At 68.3% G+C, this 22,147-nt stretch carries 17 protein-coding genes; 11 read left to right on the forward strand and 6 right to left on the reverse strand.

The window, feature by feature from the left end; all coding sequences use genetic code 11:
* Nucleotides 1-22 precede the first annotated feature (22 nt).
* From AC4GYY_RS15195 to AC4GYY_RS15210, 4 genes are read left to right on the forward strand one after another with little or no spacing between them, the layout of a single operon-like run.
* Nucleotides 23-988 (forward strand): MDR/zinc-dependent alcohol dehydrogenase-like family protein, encoded by a 966-nt coding sequence (locus AC4GYY_RS15195; protein WP_491122022.1) that lies wholly within the window; start codon nucleotides 23-25, stop codon nucleotides 986-988.
* The gene (locus tag AC4GYY_RS15200) at nucleotides 985-1,959 is read left to right on the forward strand and encodes a Gfo/Idh/MocA family protein (RefSeq protein ID WP_491121724.1); all 975 of its coding nucleotides are present in this window, start codon (nucleotides 985-987) and stop codon (nucleotides 1,957-1,959) included. The genes AC4GYY_RS15195 and AC4GYY_RS15200 overlap by 4 nt, the downstream gene beginning before the upstream one ends.
* 3 nt (nucleotides 1,960-1,962) lie before the next feature.
* On the forward strand, nucleotides 1,963-3,021 hold the full coding sequence (locus AC4GYY_RS15205; protein WP_491121725.1) for a polysaccharide pyruvyl transferase family protein: 1,059 nt from the start codon (nucleotides 1,963-1,965) through the stop codon (nucleotides 3,019-3,021).
* A complete protein-coding gene (locus AC4GYY_RS15210; protein WP_491121726.1) occupies nucleotides 3,014-4,393 on the forward strand; it encodes a Coenzyme F420 hydrogenase/dehydrogenase, beta subunit C-terminal domain in 1,380 nt (459 codons plus the stop codon). The genes AC4GYY_RS15205 and AC4GYY_RS15210 overlap by 8 nt, the downstream gene beginning before the upstream one ends.
* A 40-nt stretch (nucleotides 4,394-4,433) precedes the next feature.
* Here the strand turns inward: AC4GYY_RS15210 and AC4GYY_RS15215 are convergent, their stop codons facing one another.
* From AC4GYY_RS15215 to AC4GYY_RS15225, 3 genes are read right to left on the reverse strand one after another with little or no spacing between them, the layout of a single operon-like run.
* Nucleotides 4,434-6,317, reverse strand: coding sequence for a DUF3604 domain-containing protein (locus AC4GYY_RS15215; RefSeq protein WP_491121727.1), 1,884 nt, complete (start codon nucleotides 6,315-6,317; stop codon nucleotides 4,434-4,436).
* Nucleotides 6,318-6,334: 17 nt separating this feature from the next.
* A complete protein-coding gene (locus tag AC4GYY_RS15220) occupies nucleotides 6,335-7,336 on the reverse strand; it encodes a HupE/UreJ family protein (RefSeq protein ID WP_491121728.1) in 1,002 nt (333 codons plus the stop codon).
* Nucleotides 7,333-8,256 carry a peptidyl-prolyl cis-trans isomerase gene (locus tag AC4GYY_RS15225; RefSeq protein WP_491121729.1) on the reverse strand — a complete coding sequence of 308 codons (924 nt, stop codon included), beginning with the start codon at nucleotides 8,254-8,256 and terminating at the stop codon, nucleotides 7,333-7,335. Before AC4GYY_RS15225 ends, AC4GYY_RS15220 begins: the two co-directional genes overlap by 4 nt.
* Before the next feature lie 464 nt (nucleotides 8,257-8,720).
* On the opposite strand from AC4GYY_RS15225, the gene AC4GYY_RS15230 reads away from it, so the two are divergent.
* Genes AC4GYY_RS15230 through AC4GYY_RS15255 form a run of 6 tightly spaced genes read left to right on the forward strand, consistent with a single transcriptional unit; the run spans nucleotide 8,721 to nucleotide 16,883 of the window.
* Nucleotides 8,721-11,126 (forward strand): TonB-dependent receptor, encoded by a 2,406-nt coding sequence (locus tag AC4GYY_RS15230; protein WP_491121730.1) that lies wholly within the window; start codon nucleotides 8,721-8,723, stop codon nucleotides 11,124-11,126.
* Nucleotides 11,123-13,486 carry an arylsulfatase gene (locus AC4GYY_RS15235; protein ID WP_491121731.1) on the forward strand — a complete coding sequence of 788 codons (2,364 nt, stop codon included), beginning with the start codon at nucleotides 11,123-11,125 and terminating at the stop codon, nucleotides 13,484-13,486. The genes AC4GYY_RS15230 and AC4GYY_RS15235 overlap by 4 nt, the downstream gene beginning before the upstream one ends.
* Before the next feature lie 53 nt (nucleotides 13,487-13,539).
* Complete coding sequence (locus AC4GYY_RS15240; protein WP_491121732.1) at nucleotides 13,540-15,381, forward strand: arylsulfatase; 1,842 nt, start codon at nucleotides 13,540-13,542, stop codon at nucleotides 15,379-15,381.
* A 53-nt stretch (nucleotides 15,382-15,434) separates the two neighbouring features.
* The gene (locus AC4GYY_RS15245; protein ID WP_491122023.1) at nucleotides 15,435-16,403 is read left to right on the forward strand and encodes a formylglycine-generating enzyme family protein; all 969 of its coding nucleotides are present in this window, start codon (nucleotides 15,435-15,437) and stop codon (nucleotides 16,401-16,403) included.
* A 27-nt stretch (nucleotides 16,404-16,430) separates the two neighbouring features.
* A complete protein-coding gene (locus AC4GYY_RS15250) occupies nucleotides 16,431-16,727 on the forward strand; it encodes a hypothetical protein (RefSeq protein WP_491121733.1) in 297 nt (98 codons plus the stop codon).
* Complete coding sequence (locus tag AC4GYY_RS15255) at nucleotides 16,728-16,883, forward strand: hypothetical protein (RefSeq protein WP_491121734.1); 156 nt, start codon at nucleotides 16,728-16,730, stop codon at nucleotides 16,881-16,883. It begins immediately after the preceding gene.
* Nucleotides 16,884-16,964: 81 nt separating this feature from the next.
* Here AC4GYY_RS15255 and AC4GYY_RS15260 read toward each other — a convergent pair whose 3' ends face one another.
* A complete protein-coding gene (locus tag AC4GYY_RS15260; protein ID WP_491121736.1) occupies nucleotides 16,965-18,395 on the reverse strand; it encodes a glycoside hydrolase 5 family protein in 1,431 nt (476 codons plus the stop codon).
* A 181-nt stretch (nucleotides 18,396-18,576) separates the two neighbouring features.
* Nucleotides 18,577-19,716: a hypothetical protein gene (locus AC4GYY_RS15265; RefSeq protein WP_491121738.1), complete on the reverse strand. Its 1,140-nt coding sequence runs from the start codon at nucleotides 19,714-19,716 to the stop codon at nucleotides 18,577-18,579.
* 251 nt (nucleotides 19,717-19,967) lie between these two features.
* Here AC4GYY_RS15265 and AC4GYY_RS15270 point away from each other — a divergent pair, with 251 nt between their 5' ends.
* Nucleotides 19,968-21,404 carry a class I SAM-dependent methyltransferase gene (locus AC4GYY_RS15270; protein ID WP_491121740.1) on the forward strand — a complete coding sequence of 479 codons (1,437 nt, stop codon included), beginning with the start codon at nucleotides 19,968-19,970 and terminating at the stop codon, nucleotides 21,402-21,404.
* 11 nt (nucleotides 21,405-21,415) lie between these two features.
* Here the strand turns inward: AC4GYY_RS15270 and AC4GYY_RS15275 are convergent, their stop codons facing one another.
* Nucleotides 21,416-22,123 (reverse strand): hypothetical protein, encoded by a 708-nt coding sequence (locus tag AC4GYY_RS15275; protein ID WP_491121742.1) that lies wholly within the window; start codon nucleotides 22,121-22,123, stop codon nucleotides 21,416-21,418.
* Between the last annotated feature and the right edge of the window lie 24 nt (nucleotides 22,124-22,147).

The raw sequence follows: 22,147 nt of genomic DNA on the forward strand, positions 1-22,147 counted from the left end.
AGTTCCGGGAGATTTCAGCGTGATGACGAGCATGCAGGCGGCGGTGCTCGCCGCGCCCGAACGCCTGGAGCTGACCGACGTCGCTCTGCCCGAGCCGGATGTCGGCGAGGTGAGGGTGCGACTGGAGGGCTGCGGCGTATGCGCGTCCAACGTCGAGCCGTGGCAGGGCCAGCCCTGGTCGACCTTCCCGGGCGAGGCCGGTGGGCTCGGCCACGAGGGCTGGGGCCGGATCGACGCGCTGGGTCGGGACGTTGCGGGACTGGCGATCGGCGACCGCGTGGCGACGCTCTCCGGGCGCAGCTTCGCCGAATATGACGTGGCGGACGCGCGTCTCGTCGCTCCGCTCCCGCCCGCGCTCGACGGCCAGCCGTTTCCCGGCGAGCCGCTCGGCTGCGCCTTCAACATCTTTCGGCGCGCCGACATCCGCGCGGGCCAGGACGTGGCGATCGTCGGCATCGGCTTTCTGGGCGCGGTTCTGACGCGGCTTGCGGCCGACGCGGGCGCGCGCGTGATCGCCGTCTCCCGCCGTCCCGAGTCGCTCGCGCTCGCGCGTCACTACGGCGCCGCCGAGACGATCCCGATGGACGACCATTGGGCGATCATCGACCGTGTGAAGGCGCTGACCGACGAGGCGCTGTGCGCCCGGGTGATCGAGTGCGTCGGTAAGCAATGGCCGCTCGATCTCTCCGCCGAGCTCGTCGGTTTCGGCGGCAGGCTGGTGGTGGCGGGCTATCACCAGGACGGGCCGCGCCAGGTCAACATGCAGATGTGGAACTGGAAGGGGATCGACGTGATCAACGCGCACGAGCGCGACGACACGGTGCGGATGCAGGGTGTGCGCGAAGCGATCGCCGCCGTGGCGGAAGGCCGGCTCGATCCGGCTCCGCTTTATACGCACCGCTACCGCCTCGACGCGCTTGGCGAAGCCATCGCAGCGACCCGCGACAAGCCCGAGGGTTTCGTCAAGGCGCTGGTGGAGTTCGCATGACGCCGTGCATCGGGGTCCTCGGCGCCGGCTGGATCGGGCGGCACCGGATGGCGGCGATCGCAGCGACGCAGGCGGTCGAGATCGTCGCCGTCGCCGATCCGTCGGCGGATTGCCTGGCCGAGGCGGCGGCCATTGCTCGTACGGCGACGCAGGTCGGCTCATTGGACGCGATGTTGGCGATGGACCTCGACGGGGTCGTGATCGCCACGCCCAGCGCGATGCACGCGGCGCAGTCGATCGCCGCGCTCGAGGCGGGCGCCGCGGTGTTCTGTCAGAAGCCGCTGGGGCGCGACGGCGCGGAGGTGGCGGCGGTGATCGCCGCGGCGCGCAAGGCGGATCGGCTGCTCGGCGTCGACCTCTCCTACCGCGCCACCGCCGCCGGAGAGGCGGTCGCCGGTCTGGTGCGTGGCGGCGCGCTGGGCGAGATCTTCGCGGTCGATCTGGTGTTCCACAACGCCTACGGACCGGACAAGCCCTGGTTCTACGACCCACGCCTGTCCGGCGGCGGCTGCGTCGTCGACCTCGGCGTCCATCTTGTCGATCTCGCCTTGTGGATGCTGGACTTCCCGGCGGTGGCCGACGTGCGCGCGACGCTGCTCGCCGGCGGCAGGCCGGCGACGCCCGACGTGGTCGAGGATTATGCCAGCGCCTCGTTCCGCGCCGGCGGAGCCGATGTCCGGCTCGCCTGTTCGTGGCGGCTCCACGCCGGACGCGAGGCGGTGATCGAGGCCGCGTTCTACGGCACCAAGGCCGGCGCAGCGCTACGCAACGTCGGCGGCTCCTTCTACGATTTCACTGCCGAGCGCTTCGACGGTACGCAGACGACGCGACTGATCGGCCCGCCCGACGATTGGGGCGGACGCGCCGCCGCCGCCTGGGCGATGCGGCTGGTGCGCGATCCGTCTTTCGATGCCGGCGCCGATCGCTTTCTCGATTCGGCGCGGGTGCTCGACCGCATCTACGCGCGCTGACCGATGCGGATCGGAATCCTCACCTTTCACGCGAGCATCAACTACGGCTCCTATTGGCAGGCGCGGTGCCTGGTCGAGGGACTGCGCGAGCTGGGCCACGACGCGGTGCTGATGGACCATCGCTCGGCCCGAGTGACCTCGCGCGAGCTGCGCAACGCCTTCCAGCCCGAACTGCCGGCGCGCACCGCCCGGCGGCATCTCCCCGCGCTGGGCCGCAAGGTGCGCGCCTTTGCCGAAGCCGTCGCGGCGCTGCCCTGCTCGCCGCCGTTTCCGCTCGATCGGCCGGAGCGCGCCGAAGCGTTCGACGCGGTCGTGGTGGGCAGCGATGAAGTGTGGAACTTCTCGCACCCCTGGTACGGCGGCTGCGCGCCCTTCTTCGGAGAAGGCGTGCGCGCCCGACGGCTCGTCTCCTATGCCGCGAGCTGCGGCAGCCACGCGGCGGCGAGCGGGCTCGACCCGCACTGGGCGGATCGGCTCCGCCGGTTCGACGCGCTGTCGGTGCGCGACGGGAATTCGCGCACGATCGTCCGTGAGGCGACCGGGCGCGATCCCGCGCTGGTGCTCGATCCCTGCCTCGCCTTCCCGAAAGTGCTGCCGCCAGCCGGGCCACCGGCGGAGGGCCGCTACGCTTTGCTCTACGGCCACGGGCTGCCGGAATGGCTGGTCGCGGCGATGCGGCGGTGGGCGGACCGGACGGGGACGCGGCTGGTGAGCGTCGGCTATCCTCATGCCGCCGCGGACGAGGAGGCGGTCGACGCCGGACCGCTGGAGTTCGCGCAGCTGGTGGCAGGAGCCTCAGCGGTGGCGACGAGCTTCTTCCACGGCTCGGTCTTCGCGCTTCATTACGGCCGGCCGCTGATCGCCGCGGCGTCGCCCTACCGACGACTGAAGCTCGAAGGGCTGGTCTCGTCGCTTGGAGCGGAGCGGCACCTGGTGGAGCCGACGATCGACGACCACGCGGTCGACCACCTGCTGAGCGCGCCGCCGCGTCCAAGCATCGGCGAGCGGATCGCCGCCGAGCGGGCGCTCTCGATCGCGTTCCTGGAGCGAGCGCTTGGCTGACGCGACCGCGATCACCCCTGGTGCGATCGTCCGGTCCGGCCTCTGCATCGGCTGCGGCGCGTGCGCGGCTCTGGAGCGGCCGATGGCGTGGGACCGCGACCGGCTACGCAAGCCGGTGGGCGCGCTTGCCGACACGGACCCCTCATTCGCCCACACGTGCCCGTTCTCACCTGAGGCCGCGAACGAGGATGTGATCGCCGCGGCGCGGTTCCCCACCGCGCCGCACCGCGACGCCCGGCTCGGACGGTTCGAGACCGGCTATGTCGGCCACGTCGCCGAGGCGGAGTATCGTGCGGCCGGAAGTTCGGGCGGGATGGTCACCTGGGTGGCCGATGCGCTGCTTCGCGGCGGCGAGATCGACGGGGTGGTCCATGTCGTGCCGACCGATGGCGCGAACGGCGTATTCTTCCGCTATGCGGTGTCGCGAAGCAGCAGCGAACTCCGGGCAGGGGCCCGGTCGCGCTATTTCCCCATCGATCTCGGGGAGGCGCTGGCGGAGATCCGCGCGGTGCCGGGGCGCTATGCGGTGGTCGGCATTCCGTGCTTCATCAAGGCGGTCAATCTGCTGCGCGCCGAGGACCCGGTGATCGCCGAGCGGGTGACGCACCTGCTCGGGCTGTTCTGCGGCCACATGAAGAGCGCGCGCTTCGTCGACAGCTTCGCGTGGCAGCTGGGTGTCGATCCCGGTGCGGTGCGCGCGGTGGAATATCGTCGCAAGGACGCGGGACGGCCGGCCAATTGGTACACCGCCCAGCTCACCCTGGCCGACGCCAGCGTCCATGCGCGCGACTGGTGGCATCTGGCAGATGGCGACTGGGGCGCCGGCTTCTTCCAGGCCAGCGCCTGCGACTTCTGCGACGACGTCGTGGCCGAGACCGCGGACATCTCGTTCGGCGACGCTTGGGTGGAACCCTTTTCTTCCGACGGGCGCGGCACGAACGTGGTCGTCGTGCGCAGCCCGGCGCTCCGCGATCTGCTGGCGGCCGGGATCGCCGACGGGCGGCTGTCGCTCGACGAGGTCGATGCGGACTTCGTCGCGGAGACGCAGGCGGCGGGGTTCCGACACCGGCGCGAAGGCTTGGCATATCGGCTGACCTGGCCGCGCCGCGGGATGATCCCCATCAAGCGCGTCCGCCCGTCCACGGGGACATTCGGCTGGCGACGCCGACAGGTGTACCGCATGCGCGCAGCGATCGCGCGGTGGAGCCACCGCGTGGCGCGGTTCGCCGGCGCGACGCATCCCCTGATCTACGTCTGGTGGGCGAAGCTGTCGCTGGCGATCTACCAGGGCCTGGCTTACCGCCGCGGCCGAGCCGGTCGGGTGGCGGACCGGATCGAACGGATCGTCGATCCGGCGAGGTCGGAGGGCTGAGGCGCGACAGAGCCGCCCCTCGACCCGATCCGCGGATGATTCACCTCGGCCGAACGGCGGGGGTGTACCAGATGGGCGAGGACCAGGCGCGCTCCTGGATGGTCGCGGCAACCCCTTTCGGCAGTGGCAGCTTGTTCTCGACCGCGCGCAGGGTCGACCAGCGCGGCGTGGGGATTTCGAGGACGCGGACGTAATAGACCGCCGCCTGGTCCGCCTTGAACGTCGGGTCGTGCCACACCGTGCTCAGCTGGGCCGCGCCGATGGAGTTGGTGTAGGTCGCGGTCTTCAGATCGACCGTGGTGCCGATCGCGGCGACCTTGCCGGTCCTCGGATCGGCGCGGCGCCCGCCCGCCCATGCGACGTCGAACACATGCTCCTGCTGCTTGCCGCCCTCCAGCCAGACCTTGACCACCTGCACGCGGTCGAGGTTGCCGCTGTTCGGGTCCTTGACCGCCTGGATCGCGAAGTCGGGTCCCGCTGAGCCGCGGGCGGCGGGCAGGTCGCTCCCCATCGGCACCGCCTTGCGATAGGCGTCGGCCACCCAGCCGTTGCCGGCCGCCAGATCGGGCTTGAAGTTCCACCCGCCGAAGAAGCGCACCTTGATCCGCGTCCCCGACGTTGCGAACGTCTCCTTGCGGCGGAAAGCAGCGAAGATCGCATCGCGCGTATTCGATTCGGCCCAGACGCCGGTCAGCGAGCCAGGGCTCATGATCAGCGGCTTCAATTCGAGGCCGTTGCCCTTGCCGTAGCCGAGCGCGTCGTTGACCTCGCTTTTGCTCAGCTTGCCGCGGCCGAGATTGGGCTTGCCGATCCCGCCATAGTCCTGCTCGCTCTGGACCGAGAGGCCGCTGTGGAGGTCGCTCGCACCGACCGCGCCGTCCTTGAAGGGGTTGGTGCCGATCCTGGCGCCGATCACCAGCCCGCGGCCGAGCGCGTCGCGCCAGTAGGAGCCGCCGGGCTTGCTTGGGATATGCCCCAGCAGCTCGGTGTCCATGATCTCGAAATTGGCGAACTCGTCATTGCCCGACAGCGTCGGGTGGGTCTCCGACGTGCCCTTGTTCTGGCTGATCTCCGCCACCGGCTCGTTGACCGCACGCAGCTGCGCATAGGCCTCGTCGATCGGTCGGCCGTCCATCGTGTTCCAGTCGTACATGAGGCCGTTCGAGGCGTTCATGTTGTGCGGGATGGCGATGGCGTCATAGCCCTGGTGCCGGACCTTGCCGAGATAGGCCCACAGATCCTGCGGCTTGTTCGAATCGAGCGAGGTGAACGGCGCGGGCGCGCGCCGACCGGAAAAGATGACATTGCGGTGCATGTTCCGCCCGTCCGGCATGGACGTCCATTCGTAGGCGATGAAGGTCGTGAACTTGCCCGGCTGGTTGTTGTCGTCGGCGGCGGCGATCTCGCGCTCCCAGGCGTCGGCGGTCACCGGGGAGACGTCCATCGGCAACTTGGTGCCGGTCATCATCATCTTGGCGATCTTCATGAAGGCGTCGGCCCCGCCGGTCTTGGCGAGCTTGCCGATCTCGGTCTGGCCGAACGGGTTGCTCGGATCCTCCAGCTGCTTGAAGACGCCGATGTTCTCTGAGTGGTCGGTGACCGCGAGGAAATCCAGCGGGACGCCGAGATGCACCGGGCCGCCAAGATATCGGATGGTGTCGCCGCGCGCGAACTTGAACGCCTCGTCGGGCGAGACGCGGGTGCCCATCAGGACATAGGCGTCGAACGAGTTGATCGTGTGGAGATGGAGATCGCCGAAGTAAGCGTTCCGGTCCGGATCGTAGGGGACGGTCGCTGCGGGCGGCGCCATCTCGGCAGCCGTCGCGCCCTGCGCCGCCTTCGCGGGCGAGCCCGTCGAGAGCTGATAAGCGACGAGCGGCGACAATGCGAGGCCGGCGAGCAGGACTTTGCCGAGATGCTTCATCGGAACTCTCCCTGAGGTCAGACGGTGGTGAAGGCGGTCTGGAGCCGTTCGAGCAGCCAGAAGGTGGAGAAGCCGCCGATCGCGTAGATCGTGGCGAAGCGGGCGGCGGTCGGTGCCATTCCCGGCCAGCGGATGCGGGCGAGCAGCGACAGCGCGGTCAACACCGTGCCGACGAACAGCAATTGCCCGATCTCCACCCCGACGTTGAACAGGAACAGCGCCGCCGGAATGTTGCCCGCGGGCAGGCCGACGTCGCGCAGCGCTCCGGCGAACGCGGCTCCGTGGAGCAGGCCGAACAGGAAGGCGACGATCCACGGCATGCGCTGGGTCAGGCCGGTCGCGCCGCGTTGCTTGCGGACCAGCTCGACCGCGAGGAAGACGATGCTGAGCGCGACGAGCGCCTCGACCAGCGCCGGATCGGGGGCGATCGCCCTGAGCGCGGTCGCGGCAAGGGTGATGCTGTGGGCGGCGGTGAAGGCGGTGATGGTCAGGAGCAACTGGCGCACCCCGGCGCTCAGCAGGATCAGCCCGAGGACGAACAGCAAGTGATCGACGCCGGTCAGGATGTGCTCGACTCCGAGCAGGAGATAGGCGGGGACGCGGATGCCGGGGTGGGTGTCGATCCGGTAGTCGGGCGCGGCCGGGGTGAGGACCCGTGAGGTCGCGTCATCGCCGCGGGAGCGGACGACCAGCAGCACGTCGGTGATGGTCCGGTCGAGCCCCTGGACCCGCACCGTCCGCCCGTCGAGCCCGCGCCCGCCAAGGTCGATCCCGGACCAGCTCGCCGTCAGGGAGCCCGGGGTCCGGTCGCTCGCGTCCGGCGGTCGGTCGATCAGGCGATCGAGGCGCGGGCGCAGATGGACCGCCTGTTCGACCTGGACGGGCTGCTTCCACGCCACGTCGGCGCGACCGTCGGCGCGCTCGGTGATTTCGAGGAGCGCGGGGCGGACCTCGTGCGCCAGCGCCGGTGCCGACGCGAGGAGCGCGACGATCAGCGCGAGGAGGCGCGCCAGGATCACGGGCGGTCGGCTCGATGAATGCTGTAGCGTGCGAGCAGCTTCGCGTAGTCCGCCTCGTTGCGTGCGTCTCGCTGCGCCTCGGTCCAGTCGCGGGTCACGTCGGCCCGCGCGTCGTCGAAGCTGCGCTGCCGTGGCGCCGCCTGTTCGGTCACGCGGATCAGGTGCCAGCCAAAGCCGCTCCGGAAGGGGCCGGCCCAGCGACCAATCGAGGCCGTGAAGACCGCATGCGCGAAGGTGTCGCCGCCGAACATCCGCGCGACCTCCGCTTCGGAGAGCGAGCGGACGTCGCTGGGGCCGGGAAAGAGGTCGGCGACGCGCGAGGGTGGCGGGGCTCCCGGCGCCAGTCTGGCGAGTTCGGCCCGCGCCTTCTGCTTCGCCGCCTCCTCTCCCACCTTGTCCATCGAGAAATAAAGCTGGTCGAAGCTGCGCTTGCCGGGATGACGGTAGGCGTCGGGATGGTTCGCGAACCAGCCGCGCAGATCGGCGTCGGTCGGCGCGCGCGGGGTCGCCGAATCCTGGCGGAGGAAGCTGAACTTCTGCGCGATCCGGCGCCGGACGATCTCGTCATTCCTGTCGAGCCCGAGGTCGATTCCTTCGCGCAGATAGATCTCCTCGCGGATCGCGTCGTCGACCATCGTATGGACCTGCTCGGCGGTCGGCGGGCTGCCGTATTGCTGTTCGTAGGCAGCGATCAGCCGCCCGGTCGCCGCCGGCGTCAGGTCGATCGTGTAGCGGGTGGCGCGCGCGTCGAAATATCGGCTGGCGATGAGGATCACGAGGCCGATCAGGACAAAATGCAGCAACGGTTCGCGCGCGATCGCGCGGATCGACCGGCGTAACCGGACATCGCCCGGCTGCCGCGCGGCACCGACGAAGGCGCCGCCGGGCAGGTGTTCGGCAGAGGTCAGATAGGCGTTCACGACGGCCCCCTGAAAGCCTATTAAGAGGATGGGTATTGAAGGATCGAAACGTCGTCAAGCGGGAAGGATCGGCTGAATCCGCCGCCCGCCCGCGCCATCTCCTTGGGGCGGCGCGCCAAAGCGGAACAAGGAAGCGCAGAGAAACAAGGGCTTGGGATTCGGGCGACCGGATCTTGCAAATGCTTCTTGACGCGCTGGATCGGAAGTGGAATCCCCATCAGTGTAGTGGGAATTGAGTCGCTGTGATCGCGATTGCAGTTCGAGAGGGGGACGTAATGGATATCGTGATCGCGCCGATCGGCCCGCTGTCCGACCGTAGCCGAACGACCGAGAAGGTCTGAACTTCCGCCGGGCGGTGCGCTGCCCGTTCACCGACTTGCCTGACGTTCGCCGCGCCCTGCGGCGGCGCGCTGCCGTGCGCCTGCGCGGTTCGCCCGGGCCTCCTGCATGAAGGATCGACCAACGTGACGACGCGATCTCCGCAATTCGCGCGGCTCCTGTTCCTCGGGGTTGCCGGTTCCGCTCTTCATCCTGCGAGCGCTGCGGCGCAGGACACCGCCGCCGCGGCCGCCGCCGCCCCGGCCGCGGCCGCTCCCGAGCCCGCAGCCGACGACGCCGCGGGGAGCGACGTCGTCGTCACCGCCCGCCGCCGCGAGGAGCGCGCGCAGGACGTGCCGATCGCGCTCAGCGTCGTCGGGCAGGAGCAGCTCGAGCGGACCGGGAACTTCACCCTTGGTCAGGTTCAGCAGCTGGTCCCCTCGCTCCAGGTGTTCAGCTTCAACCCGCGCAACACCAACATCAACATTCGCGGGCTCGGCTCGAACGTCGCGCTGACCAACGACGGGCTGGAGAACGGCGTCGGCATCTACATCGACAATGTGTTCTACGGCCGCGTCGGGCAATCGCAGTTCGACCTCGTCGACCTCGACCGGATCGAGGTGTTGCGCGGACCCCAGGGCACGCTGTTCGGCAAGAACACGACCGCGGGCGCCATCAACATCACCACCCGTGCGCCGAGCTTCGAGCCGGAGTTCTCTGGCGAGGCCAGCGGCGGCAACTACGGTTATTATCAATTTCGCGGCTCGGCCTCCGCCCCGATCGTTGCAGATACCGTCGCACTGCGGCTCAGCGCCGCCCTGACCCATCATGACGGCTATCTGTACAACGTCACCACGCAGCGCGAGGCGCAGAATTACGACAACGTCTCGGTACGCGGCCAGCTCCTGATCAAGCCGACGAGTTCGCTGTCGGTCAAGCTGATCGGCGACTATGCGAAGCAGGAGCAGGACTTCGTCCTCAACGTCGTCGCGAACATCTTCGATACCTACGACAACGGGGTGACGATCCCGAACAACTTCCGCGCCCGAGCGGCCCGCGCGGGCTACACGCCGCTGCCGGTCGATCCGTTCGCGCGGATCGGCGATTCCGACGGGCATTATCAGGCCGACATGCGCAGCTACGGCCTGTCGGGCCAAATCGACTGGGATCTCGGTCGCGCCGCGCTGACGTCGATCACTGCCTACCGCTGGTGGGACTGGGATCCGGCGAATGACGGCGACAGCACCGCGTTGCCAGTGATCACCAAGGCCCAGCAGGCCAATCGCCAGCGGCAGTTCAGCCAGGAGGTCCGACTCGCCTCGACCGGGACCAACACGATCGATTACGTGATCGGCGGCTATTATTTCTGGCAGATCGTCCGCGGCTATGGCGCGACCGCCTATGGCGCCGCCGCGGCCAACTGGAACCTGCCGACGGTCCCCGCGGCCGTCGGCAACGCCGCGCTCAACGGCTTCGAGGCCGATTCGACCTCGACCCCGCAGACCAAGAGTCTGGCGGCGTTCGGACAGGCGACCTGGAACGTCAGCGACGCGCTGAAGCTGACCGGCGGCCTGCGCTTCACCCACGAGAAGAAGGACGGCGAATATCACCAGTTCCCGGTGGCCGGAGCAGATCTCTCCGGCCTGCCGGCGGCGGTCGCCACCGCGGCACAAGCGATCCGCAACCAGTTCAATCCCGTGATCGATTATTCGACCGGCTTCGACGACAACAGCCTCTCGGGCCTGGCGAACATCTCCTACAAGATAGCGCCCGACGTGCTGGTCTATGCATCCTATTCGCGGGGCAACAAGTCGGGTGGTCTCAACCTCACCGCGCTGCCTCCGGGCATCCCGCCCGAGGTCAAGCCCGAAAAGGTCGACGCCTATGAGGTCGGTCTCAAGAGCCAGTTCCTCAATCGCGCGGTGACGCTCAACCTCGCCGGTTTCTGGACCGACATCAGCGACTATCAAACGGCGATCACGGTCGATCAGGGTAACAACACGATCCGGCAGTATATCGCCAACATCCCCAGCGTCCGCTCGCGCGGCGTGGAGGGCGACCTCTCGTGGAGCCCGACCCGATTGGTGTCGCTGACCGGCTCGTTCAGCTACACCGACGCCAAGTACCGCGATTACACCAACGCCCCGCAGGCGCCGGAGCGTGCGAACCTGGGCGCGATCCAGGATCTCACCGGGCAGCAGCTGGCCGGCGTCCCCAAATTCACCTACACGCTCGGCGCCGACCTCGCGCAGCCGATCGGCGACTGGGGATCGCGCCAGGTCGAGCTCTACGGCCACGCCGACTTCTCGCATCGCTCCTCGTTCAACACCTCGTCGAGCAACAGTCGCTACGGCCAGGTCGAAGGCTATGGCGTCCTCAACGCTCGCCTCGGCCTTCGCTTCGACGACGCACGCTGGGATTTGTCGGTGTGGGCGCGCAACCTGACCGACGAGGAGTATTTCCAGACCCTCTCGCCGGGGACGACCGGGCTCGTCACCTCGATCCTCGGCGAGCCGCGCACCTACGGCGTGACGCTGAGGACCAAGCTGTGAGCAGGTCGGTAAGCCGGCGTCTCCTGCTCTCGGCCGCGGCGATCGCGTGGACCGTCGGCGCTCAGGCCGCTGCGCAAACCAATCGGACCACGCTGCCGATCCCGCGCGGCCCCTTCACCGGGACGATCGCCGAACGGGTCGAGGAGTCCAAGCCCGCCGCGCCCGAGCGGGTGCGCGCGCCGGCGGGAGCGCCCAACATCTTCCTGCTGATGAGCGACGACGTCGGCTTCGGCATCTCGAGCGCCTTCGGGGGGCCGGTGCCGACCCCGAACCTCGAGCGCCTCGCCGCCACCGGGCAGCGGTACAACCGCTTTCACACGACCGGCATCTGCTCGCCGACCCGCGCGGCCCTGCTCACCGGGCGCAACCACCACAACGCCGGCACCGGCATGCTTACCAACAGCCCGAGCGGCTTTCCGGGCTACGAAGGACGCATCCCGCCCGCGACCGCCACGGTCGCGCAGATCCTGCGGCTCAACGGCTACAGCACGGCGATGTTCGGCAAGCACCACAACATCACCCCCGGCGAAGGAACGCCTGCGGGGCCGTTCGACAGCTGGCCGACGGGGCTCGGCTTCGAGTATTTCTTCGGCTTCCTCGACGGCGACGTCGATCAATGGAGCCCGGTGCTCTACCGCGGCACCAACCGCATCCCCGACCGCGACGCGGACGCGCCGACCGAACTGCTCGACAAGCGGCTGGCGGACGACGCGGTCACCTGGGTCCACAACCAGAAGGCGGCCGACCCCGACAAGCCGTTCTTCCTCTATTACGCTCCCGGCTCGCTGCATGCCCCGCATCAGGCGCTCCCCTCCTACATCGCGCGCTTTCGGGGCAAGTTCGACCAGGGGTGGGACAAGGTCCGCGAGGAGACCTACCGGCGCCAGCTCGCGACCGGGATCATCCCGCCCGGCACCAAGCTGACGCCGCGGCCCGACGGCATCCCGGCCTGGTCCTCGCTCACGCCACAGCAGCGCGCGTTCGCCGCCCGGTCGATGGAGGTCGCCGCGGCGATGCTCACCTACCAGGACGAGCAGGTCGGCCGCATCCTCGCCGAACTCGACCGCATGGGCGTGCTCGACACGACGCTGGTGGCGATGATCTCCGGCGACAACGGCGCGAGCGGCGAGGGCGGTCCGCAGGGCACGCTCAACGAACTCGGCCACCTTGCGAACCACATCAACGAGGACGACGCCTATCTGGCTTCGACGCTCGACAAGCAGGGCGGGCCGGACACCTACCAGCTCTACCCCGCCGGCTGGGCGTGGGCGATGAACACGCCGCTGCGCTGGACGAAGCAATATGCCTCGATGCTCGGCGGTATCCGCAACGACCTGGTGATCTCGTGGAAGGGCCACGTCGCGCGCCCTGGCGCCACCTGCGCGCGGTTCGGGCACGTCGTCGACATGGCGCCGACGCTGATGGAGGCCGCGGGCCTGCCGTTTCCGACCACGGTCTACGGCGTCCGACAGAAGGCGTTCGACGGCACGAGCCTGCTGCCGAGCCTCGCGGATTGCGCGCCCGACACGCCCCGCACCCAATATTTCGAGATGATGGGCAAGGTCGGCCTCTACAAGGACGGCTGGTTCGCGAGCAGCGAGGACGGCCGCAAGCCGTGGGACGATGCGCCGCCGCCGGGATCGACCCCGACCTGGTCGCTCTACGACCTGCGCACCGACTTCTCACAGTCGGACAACGTCGCCGCGCAGCACCCAGACGTGATGCGCGCGATGATCGGAACATGGCGGAAGGAAGCCGAGGCGAACGGCGTCTTCCCGCTCGACCACCGGTTCGGCACGGCGCGCGGAGGTTTCGGCATCCCGCCGCGGCTGCGGTTCGACTATTGGGGCGCGGACGTCAGTGTGCCGGCATATTCGGGCCCGTTCTTCGCCGGACGTTCGTTCACCGTCGACGCCGACATCACACCTGCGAAGGCGGACGCATCCGGCGTCGTCCTTGCCGTCGGCAGCCATCATGGCGGCTGGAGCCTGTTCCTCGATCGCGGCCGACCGGTGCTGGCCTATGCGATGTCCACTCGGCCGGACGAGAATTACCGGATCGCCGCGATCAAGCCGCTCGGCGCGGGCCCGCAGCGGCTGCGCGTGAGCTTCACCTCCGAAGGATTCGGCAAGGGTGCGACGGTGGAATTGGCGAGCGGCGGCGCCGTGATCGCAAGAGGCCATCTGCCGCGGACGCTGATGGTGCCCGCGGCGCTCGGGGAAATGCTCGACACCGGACGCGACACCGGTGTGACCGTGACCGACTACCGCACCCCGCACGGTCAGTTCGACGGCGATGTCTCGCGCATCACCATCACCTTCGAGCCCGGATTGCCGGGCCTCGCCCAGCCGGCGCGCTGACTCCCATCCATCCCGAACAGCAGAGACATCGATCCATGAAGCACCGCCTCACAATGCTGACCACAGCCGTCGCCTTCGCGCTGACGCCACTTGCGGCGCAGGCGCAACAGCCGGCCGCGTGCCCGGCCAAGATCGGACGCACGCTCGCCGACTCGCGCGAGTGCTGGCCGGAGCCGGTCAAGGCGCCCGCGGGCGCGCCCAATGTCGTCTGGATCCTGATCGACGACGTCGGCTTCGGCGCGGCAAGCGTCTTCGGTGGCGGGATCAGCACGCCGGTGCTCGACAGCCTCGCGCAACAGGGGCTGCGCTACACCAATTTCCACACGACCGCGATCTGCGCGCCGACCCGGGCGGCCTTGCTGACGGGACGGAACAGCGGGGCCGTCCACGTCTCGGGCTTCTCGCACACGATCCTGTCGGCCGGGTTCCCCGGCTGGGACGGCCGGCTGCCCTCGGAAGACGGGACGATCGCCGAGATCCTGAGGGACAACGGCTATAACACCTTCGCGGTCGGCAAGTACGGGGTGACGCCTGACGAGGAGGCGAGCGACGCCGGTCCCTTCGATCACTGGCCCACCGGCAAGGGCTTCGATCACTTCTTCGGCTTCCTCGGTTCGCAGACCGACCAGTACAAGCCCGACCTGGTCGAGGATCAGGTCCATGTGAAGCCCGATGGCCGGCATCTGAGCGAGCAGATCACCGACAAGGCGATCAGCTATATCGACAAGCAGCATAAGGCGGCGCCCGACAAGCCGTTCTTCCTCTATTACGCCCCCGGCGCGACGCACGCGCCGCACCAGGTGGCGGCGCAGTGGAGCGACGCATACAGGGGCAAATTCGACGCCGGCTGGGACGCCTACCGAACGCAGGTGTTCGAGCGGCAGAAGCAGATGGGGATCATCCCGGCGAACACGATCCTGCCGGACCGCAATCCGGCGATCAAGGCATGGGCTTCGCTGCCGCCCGCCGAGCAGAAGCTCTATGCCCGGTTCATCGAGGTGTACGCCGGCTACCTGACCTACACCGACCATGAGATCGGACGGCTGATCGATCACCTGAAAGAGACCAAGCAGTACGACAATACGCTGTTCGTGGTGATGATCGGCGACAATGGCGCGAGCAAGGAAGGCACGCTCAACGGCGATATCGACCGCGTCCTGTTCACCAAGGCGTTGCCGGAGAAGGAGAACATCAAGTACAATCTCGGCAAGATCGGCGAGATCGGCACCCCGGCCGCGACCGAGGGAAATTATCCGCTTGGTTGGGCGCAGGCGGCGAACACGCCATTCCGGCTGTGGAAGTCCGACGCGAACGCCGAAGGCGGCACCCGCAATCCGATGATCGTCAGCTACCCCAAGCTGATCAAACAGGGCGGCGGCATCCGCACGCAATATGGACACGTGATCGACGTGCTGCCGACGACGCTGGAGATCCTCGGCATCACCGCGCCCGGTGCGATCCGCAGTATTCCGCAAAAGCCGATCCAAGGCGTGTCGCTCGCCTATTCGATCGGTGATGCAGCGGCGCCGTCGCGGCACCACACGCAATATTACTATATCTTCGGATCGCGAGCGATCTACCAGGATGGCTGGAAGGCGTCGCTCCATTTGCCGAACCGTCTGCCCGGAGGCACCGAGGGCAAGGAGAAGTTCGACGAGACCAATTGGGAGCTGTACGATCTCAACACCGACCTGACCGAGCGCGTCAACCTTGCCAAGCAGAACCCCGCCAAGTTGGCGGAACTGAAGGCGCTGTTCGATCAGCAGGCGCAGGAGAACAATCTGTATCCGCTGATCACCTGGGACGACGTGCTCGGCGGCAAGATCCACCGGACCAAGGACAGCAAGTCCTTCGTCGAGGAAGCCGCCAAGATCACCCAGGCCGGGAAGCAGTGATGACCGGACACGTCGCGTCGGAGCTGCGTTCGGCCGACGTGGCGCCGCCGGGGATGCGTATCCTCCCCGGCGGCGCGTTCATGATGGGGTCCGACCGCTTCTACCCGGAGGAGGCGCCTGCGCGAACGGTGCGGGTCGACGCCTTCTGGATCGACGAGGCGCCGGTGACCAACGCCGACTTCGCCCGCTTCGTCGCGGCGACCGGGCACGTCACCACTGCCGAGACCGCGCCCGACCCCAGGGACTATCCCGGGCTCGACCCCGCCGAGGCGCGCGCCGGCTCGGCGGTGTTCGAGAAGTCGCCGGTGCCGATCGACACCGCCGATCCCACGCGCTGGTGGGCGTTCCGCGAAGGCGCCGACTGGCGGCACCCCACCGGCAAGGACAGTTCGATCGACGCTTTGGCGGACCATCCGGTCGTCCACGTGACCGCCGCCGACGCGGAGGCCTATGCCGGCTGGGCGGGCAAGCGCCTGCCGACCGAGGCCGAGTGGGAATATGCGGCGCGCGGCGGTCTCGAGGGCGCGGACTATGCCTGGGGCGACGACCTGACGCCCGGCGGGCAGGTGATGGCGAACACGTGGTTCGGGTTGTTTCCCTTCGCCAACCAGTCGCCGCACGGCTGGACGCGGACCTCGCGCGTTCGCAGCTTTCCGGCGAACGGGTTCGGGCTGTATGACATGATCGGCAACGTCTGGGAGTGGACCGCCGATTGGTGGGCGACGCCGGAGCGTGGCACGAAGGCGAAGAGCTGCTGTATCCCCGCGAACCCGCGTGGTGGGGCGGCGCTCGCCAGCATCGATCCGCTGGTCTCCGCGCGCTTTCCGCGCCGCGTGCTCAAGGGCGGGTCGCATCTGTGCGCCCCCAACTATTGTCAACGCTATCGCCCCGCGGCGCGCCATCCGGAGACGGTCGACACCTCCACGGGGCACATCGGCTTCCGCTGCGTGATCGGAGCCAGTGATCCGCGGGACAGGCGGTCGGAAGCGCGAGCGGATCGTCATGCTCGGCAGAAGGCCTGATCGGGGACGACTTCTTGGGGACTGGCAATGAACGATGATCTCCGGGCGCATAAGCGGCTTCATCTCGACATCTCGAACGTCGGCCTGAGCGGCCATGCGGTGGCGATCGGCTTCGTGCAGATGTGTCGGGAGCTGCAAAACGAGGGGATCCTCAGCCGCGCCGCGATGTCGCGCATCAAGGAGGCGATCGCCGATGACGTCTCCATCTCTCCTCCCCGAGGACGCACTTGCCGGGAGGTTCGCAGGGACACGATCGCGAAACTCGACCTCCTTCTGGATGAGCCGGGGTGGAGCGGCGCGGAGTGCCAGGAGAGCACGGAATAGATGCAGGCGGCGGCCGACGTCATCGCCGCCGACCCCTGCGGGTCGCGCGGCGGCGCCGGGCGCGACGCGGTGCCGGCCGGCAAGATCGACAGCGAAGGCGGGAACGGCATGAAGATCGATCTTCACCTTTCCGCGACAGTCGTCCGAAGCGCGTGACGTCCCAGCATACTCTGCGACGTCGGTCTCTAGCAGGTCGAACAACGCCGCCGGGTCGAGCGGCCTTGGCGGCGGCGCGGCTTATGCGGACCCTGCGTCGGCGATCACGAAGGCCGCGTCGGCCGCGATCGGCCCGACGTCGGCCGCAAGCTCGCCCGCGTCCGCGGTCGCCTCGCACGTCGTGACGATCCGCCCGGAGCGGGTGTCGAGCCGAGCGACGCGGTACGCCCCATCGGCCAGACCGGGCACCGTCAGGGTCGCGCGGTCGGCAGTTCGCCGCTCCGCCACGCGCCCGTCCTCCCCCAGCGCGTCGGTCCGTACCGCCCAGACGATCGCCTGATGCCGGTCGCCGCAGCCGACGACGGCGACCCCGGGATCGCTGCAACCGACCCGCCCCCACAGGTTGCGGCGGTGAAAGCGGGTCCAGTCGACGAGGGGCAGCGCCGCGGCGAGCGCGCGCTGCGCGTCCCGCATCCCCTGGGTGAGCACGTGGGGATGACGATTGGGCCAGCGCATGCCGCCGCCCGTGCCGCCGCTGGCAAGGTGCGCCCATTGGATGTGGCGGAAGTATTCGTCGTCGAACGCTTCCGACAGCGTCGTCTTCTTGTCCTTGAACCGGTGGATCGGGCCATGTTCCGAATCGAACACCGGGCGACCATCGCGGGCCTCGTCGACCGCGACCGCCATCAGCCGGGCCACCGCCAGCGCAGGTTCGACCGTGTTCCGCGGATCGTCGATGGTGCCCTTTTCGTAGAGGTGGGTGTTGGCGAAATCGAGCGCGCGATGGCGGAAGATCGGCTCGGCCAGGCCGGGATGCTGAAGCAGCACCGGGCCGAACACGGACACGGTCTGGAGGTTGGCCCAGCCGCGGCGTCCGCGTTCGTGCGTGCGCAGCCAATCGGCCACGTCGTCGATGAAGGGCGCGATGGTCTGCGGATCGTCTCCGCCGTGCGCGGGATGGATCTCGTTCCAGAGATCCCAGGCGAACAGCGCCGGGCTGCCGCCCCAGCGATCGCTGGCGAAGGCGAGCCGCCGCTTGATCGCGCTGCGGGTCTGCGGACAGGTCAGCCAGTGTCCCCGGGCCGATGCGGGGCCGCCGTTGCCCTTGCGATACGGGTGATGCGCCCACCGGACCCACATGAAGAACGTGTCGTAGGGTGTCAGCAGAAGGCGCATGCCGGTGCGTTCGCAGAGCGCGAACAGGTCGTCCCAAAGCCGCACCATGTTGGGGGCGAACGCGCCGGCGGGACGCTCGAGGTAGCGGTGCTCGCCGTGGCAATATTCCAGCATCAACCGGATGCAGGTGACGCCGTGCGCACGCAGCCAGAGCAGATGCCGTTCGACCCCGGCGAGGTCGCGGCGGCGGAACAGCCCGGCGAGTTCGGGCCAGGTCACGGCGTCGTTATGCCCGATGGGCGTCCAGGGCTCGCCCGCGTCCGTCACGAAGTAGGGCAGACCCGTGCGGGTCAGGATGCGCGGCATTGGTGACGGGGGCGAGTTGGGATCGGTCACGAGCGCCGCATAATGCGGGGCGGTGGCGGAAAGCCTGAACCCAAGGCAAGCCTAAAAGTGTTGTCCGCCGGATGCGAACGGGTCTTTTCGCGATGCTTGGGCGGCTGGGAATGCCCGGAGTGGGGCACGAAGCGCTCGCCTGTGCCAAGCCGCCTCCTGCTGGTCGACAGCTCGCCTCCCGTCAGCGGCGATGAGGAAGCCCGAGCACGGCAGCGATGACCTGATTGTAGGGCCGGCTGAGCGAGCCCCCGGGCGCGCCGGAATTCGGCCAGAAGAGGACGCCGCCCATCGCTTTGCTCTCAGCCACGCCCGGTGGGCATCCGGGAAGCTCGCCGTCCAGCGCTTGGCGGCACAGCACGGCGTCGGCGGGGGTCAGCATGTCCGAGGCGGCGCCCATCCCGACGGTTAGGCGGATCTTGCGATAGTCGATCGGCTTGTCGCCATGCGGCCCGGTCAGCAGTTCGAGCTGGTTTCGGATCGATTGCCCGGCGTCGCCCTCGAACGATCGCGCGTAGACCAGGACCGAGATGTAATCGAACGCTGCATGAAGCTCCCAAAGATCGAGCGCGTCGAGACCTTCAAGCTCCGCATTCCCTCCATTCAGCGGATTGAGGTAGAGGGAACATTGCTGGCCCGCCAAACGGCACCGCGCCGCCGACGTCAGCAGCGCGCTGGTCGCATCGACGCCGAAGCGGCCGTCCGCCACCTCCCAGTCGAAGTCGATGCCGGTTCGGCTCCCCGCCGGTACATCCCAATGACGACCGTGCGGCTGGATCACCGTGTCGAGCGCGACGCGGTCCCGCGTGCCGTTGGACGCCGCTCGATCGAACACCGTGTCCGGATATGCTGCGGCGTAAGGATACGGGATCCACGCCTCGTCGGGCATGCCTGCGGCGTTGATGATGTCGAGGTAGCCGGTCCCGCCCGTTTCGTGGCCGCCGTGGCCGAGGTGGTAGGCGAGCCAGCCGAGCATCGACGCATCAGCGCGTGCGTGGCTCGAGAACTCTGTCCGGCAGCGCCCGCCATTGCTCGCGATGATCGCGGGCGAGATCGGGTTGCCGCCGTTGGCGCGCAGCCTGTTCGCGCGCGGTCCCCAGATGCGGGTCCAGCGTCCGACGGTCGGATCTAGCCCTGGAGCGACCAGCTGCGCCGTGTCGGTCACGATCGCGTCGGTGAGCGGTCCCTTGGCGAAGGTGTCCGCCGTCCAGCCAGCGGCCGGCGGCGCGGTGTTCTGCCAGATGCGCAGCCCCGATCGAACCCGCGCACGAGCGTCCGGGCCGAAGGCATGGGGCGGGGTGATCGTCTCCGGCGTGTCGTTCAAGCTATCCTCCGTGAGGCGCCCATCAGGACGGTCGCCTCGCCGATGTCCACGGCCGCGTCGTCGCGCACCGCTGTTTCGGATCCATGCGCCCGGGGGATGATCGTCCGTCTGCGCGTGCTGCCGGGGAGGCGCGCTGTCGAGGGCCGGCAGGCGGCCGCGTAGCTCCGGGGGAACCGCCTAGCAACCATCACCTGGTCCCGCGGAGATCGCCGGCCCTTTCTTAGGCGAGCGCCGCCCGCTAGGGCGGGCGGGTGGAACGTCTCAGCCTGTCCGACGCTGCGAGCTACTCGCCCGCAGAGCTGTCGATCCACGCCGCTCGCTACCTGCCCCTCGCGCATCTCGTCGAGGGAAAGCGCGTGCTCGATCTTGCGTGCGGCGAAGGCCTCGGCGCGTGGCTCCTGCGTGATCGCTTCGGGGCAAAAGAGGTCGTTGGGGTCGACGTCTCGCCAGAGGCGATCAGCAACGCCCGCGCGACCTTCAAGCAAGACGGACTGTTATTTCAGGTCCACGATGCGGTCGAGTTCCTCAGCCGTTCGAGCTTGGGGCGCTTCGACGTCATTTCGTGCGTGGAGACGATCGAGCACCTCGCGGACCCCGATAAATTCCTGTCGCTGCTCAAACGGGCGGTTCGCGGGTCGGGGCTCATCTACATCACCTGTCCGAATGATCCATGGTACTTCGGGCAGGGACGAAGCTTGAATAGCTATCATCTCAACGAGTTCAGCGCGGACGATTTCTTCGCGGCCGCTCTGCCGCATCTCGGCCAACCGGAGCACCGGTTCCTGGGCTCCGTGCTGTCGGGCTTCGCGACCTACCCGATTTCCGACGCGGTGACGGATACCTATCGATCTGGCGTCGCCGGGATGGACGATAGGGTTGAGGCGCTTCGTGTGCCGCCCAGCGCCCAGGCTGCGGCGGAAAGCGCGCTGACGAGTGAGGCCAGCCTCTACTACGCCGGACTCTGGAACTTCACGTCCGCCCCGACCGAGGCGCGCACGGCGCTGGCCGCGTGGCCCTGCAGCGCCGCGTTCCGCCAGCCGGGGATCGCGACCCTTCCGAAGGGAGTCCAGCGGCACGGGGCCGACGCGCGGATCACGATCGTGCACAGCCGCTCGACGGCCAGCCGGGCGGAAGCGGAAGCGCTCCGCGACTGTCTGTTCGGTCGGATCACGGCGAAGCTCGTCGAGATCGATCCGTCTCGGCCCGAGACCGTGTTGCACGTGCATCGGCACAATGCGGCGCAGTTCGTCCACTTCGTCGGCGTTGCCGCCGCGGCGACGTTCCTGCACCATCTCACCGTCATCGCGGACCAGGCCGACGATGCCGAGAGACTCGCTTGGTCGATCGCTCGCCCGGTGACGACCTTTGCGGCGCTCTGCGACGACGTGGAGGATCCGACCTTCTGGGATCATGCGGCCTATGTCTTCGACGGCTACTCGGTCGAAAGCGATCATCCTCGCGCGATCACCCCGCTGCCGCACAAGCCGCTTCCCGAGGTGATCGGTCGAGACGACGCGGAGCCGATCAGAACGTTTCTGCGGCTGCTTCGCCGAGCCGAGATCTCGGCCGAAGGCGGCATCCAGTCTGCCCGCTATGCCGAGATCCTCCGTATGCTCAGAGCCAGCGCGGCGGTAAGGTCGAAGGTGCGTCGCCCGTCTCGAGCGAAGCCGGCGATGCCTGCGGCCTGACGTCTGATCCTCTAGCCGACCGCCTGCCGGACGGGCATCATCGCCTCGTAGGGCGTGCCGACGAGCGAACGCTGCACCTCGTCGTAATTGTTGACGATCGTAAGCAGATCGTCCGGGGTGGCCTTCTCGAATGGGACCCGGAAAGGCTTGTCGTCGGGTAGATCCAAGTGCTTGCGCAAGCGAGCGACGACGTCTGGCAGTGTGTTCAGAATCTGCTCGTACTCGATGTCCAGGACCTCTTCCGGTGCGAAGGCGCTCATCAAGGCCTGACGAGCCTGATCCATGGATGTGATCCGCCACCTGAGATCGGCAGGGTCGATCTGGGTCGGACCGAGTGGGGTCTCGCCCTTGCGGATCGCCCAGATCGCCTTGCCCGTCTCCGCCTTGCTCTGCTCGGCGTAGAGTTGCGCGCGAACCTGCGAGATCGCGGCCTTTACGAGATTGTCTCGCCGCATGCGGATGATCCGGATGCCATCGGCGCGAAGGCGCTCTACGAACCCCTGTCGATCGGCAAGCGTGATGATGTTCTCCTTCGTGCCGATCAGTCGGTGCGTCGGCGTGGCGGTGTCGAACTGGTAATGTTCCCGGTACCAAGCCAGCTGCGCATCCGCTTCCCGGATCGTGTTGAACCTCTCGTTGGTCAGCGTCGCTTCGCGCGATTGATTGATGATGTTGACGACAAGGTTGCTGCCGACGCGACCCCATTGCATGAGGATCATGAACCGGACGGTTGGTCTCGTCAT

It is taken from the genome of Sphingomonas sp. SP6 (assembly GCF_058313435.1).

Coding starts and splice junctions, on each gene's coding strand:
- AC4GYY_RS15250 (WP_491121733.1), top strand. CDS start 16,431: ATGAACGATGATCTCCGGGCGCATAAGCGGCTTCATCTCGACATCTCG.
- AC4GYY_RS15195 (WP_491122022.1), top strand. CDS start 23: ATGACGAGCATGCAGGCGGCGGTGCTCGCCGCGCCCGAACGCCTGGAG.
- AC4GYY_RS15275 (WP_491121742.1), bottom strand. CDS start 22,123: ATGATCCTCATGCAATGGGGTCGCGTCGGCAGCAACCTTGTCGTCAAC.
- AC4GYY_RS15245 (WP_491122023.1), top strand. CDS start 15,435: ATGCGTATCCTCCCCGGCGGCGCGTTCATGATGGGGTCCGACCGCTTC.
- AC4GYY_RS15200 (WP_491121724.1), top strand. CDS start 985: ATGACGCCGTGCATCGGGGTCCTCGGCGCCGGCTGGATCGGGCGGCAC.
- AC4GYY_RS15255 (WP_491121734.1), top strand. CDS start 16,728: ATGCAGGCGGCGGCCGACGTCATCGCCGCCGACCCCTGCGGGTCGCGC.
- AC4GYY_RS15215 (WP_491121727.1), bottom strand. CDS start 6,317: ATGAAGCATCTCGGCAAAGTCCTGCTCGCCGGCCTCGCATTGTCGCCG.
- AC4GYY_RS15240 (WP_491121732.1), top strand. CDS start 13,540: ATGCTGACCACAGCCGTCGCCTTCGCGCTGACGCCACTTGCGGCGCAG.
- AC4GYY_RS15205 (WP_491121725.1), top strand. CDS start 1,963: ATGCGGATCGGAATCCTCACCTTTCACGCGAGCATCAACTACGGCTCC.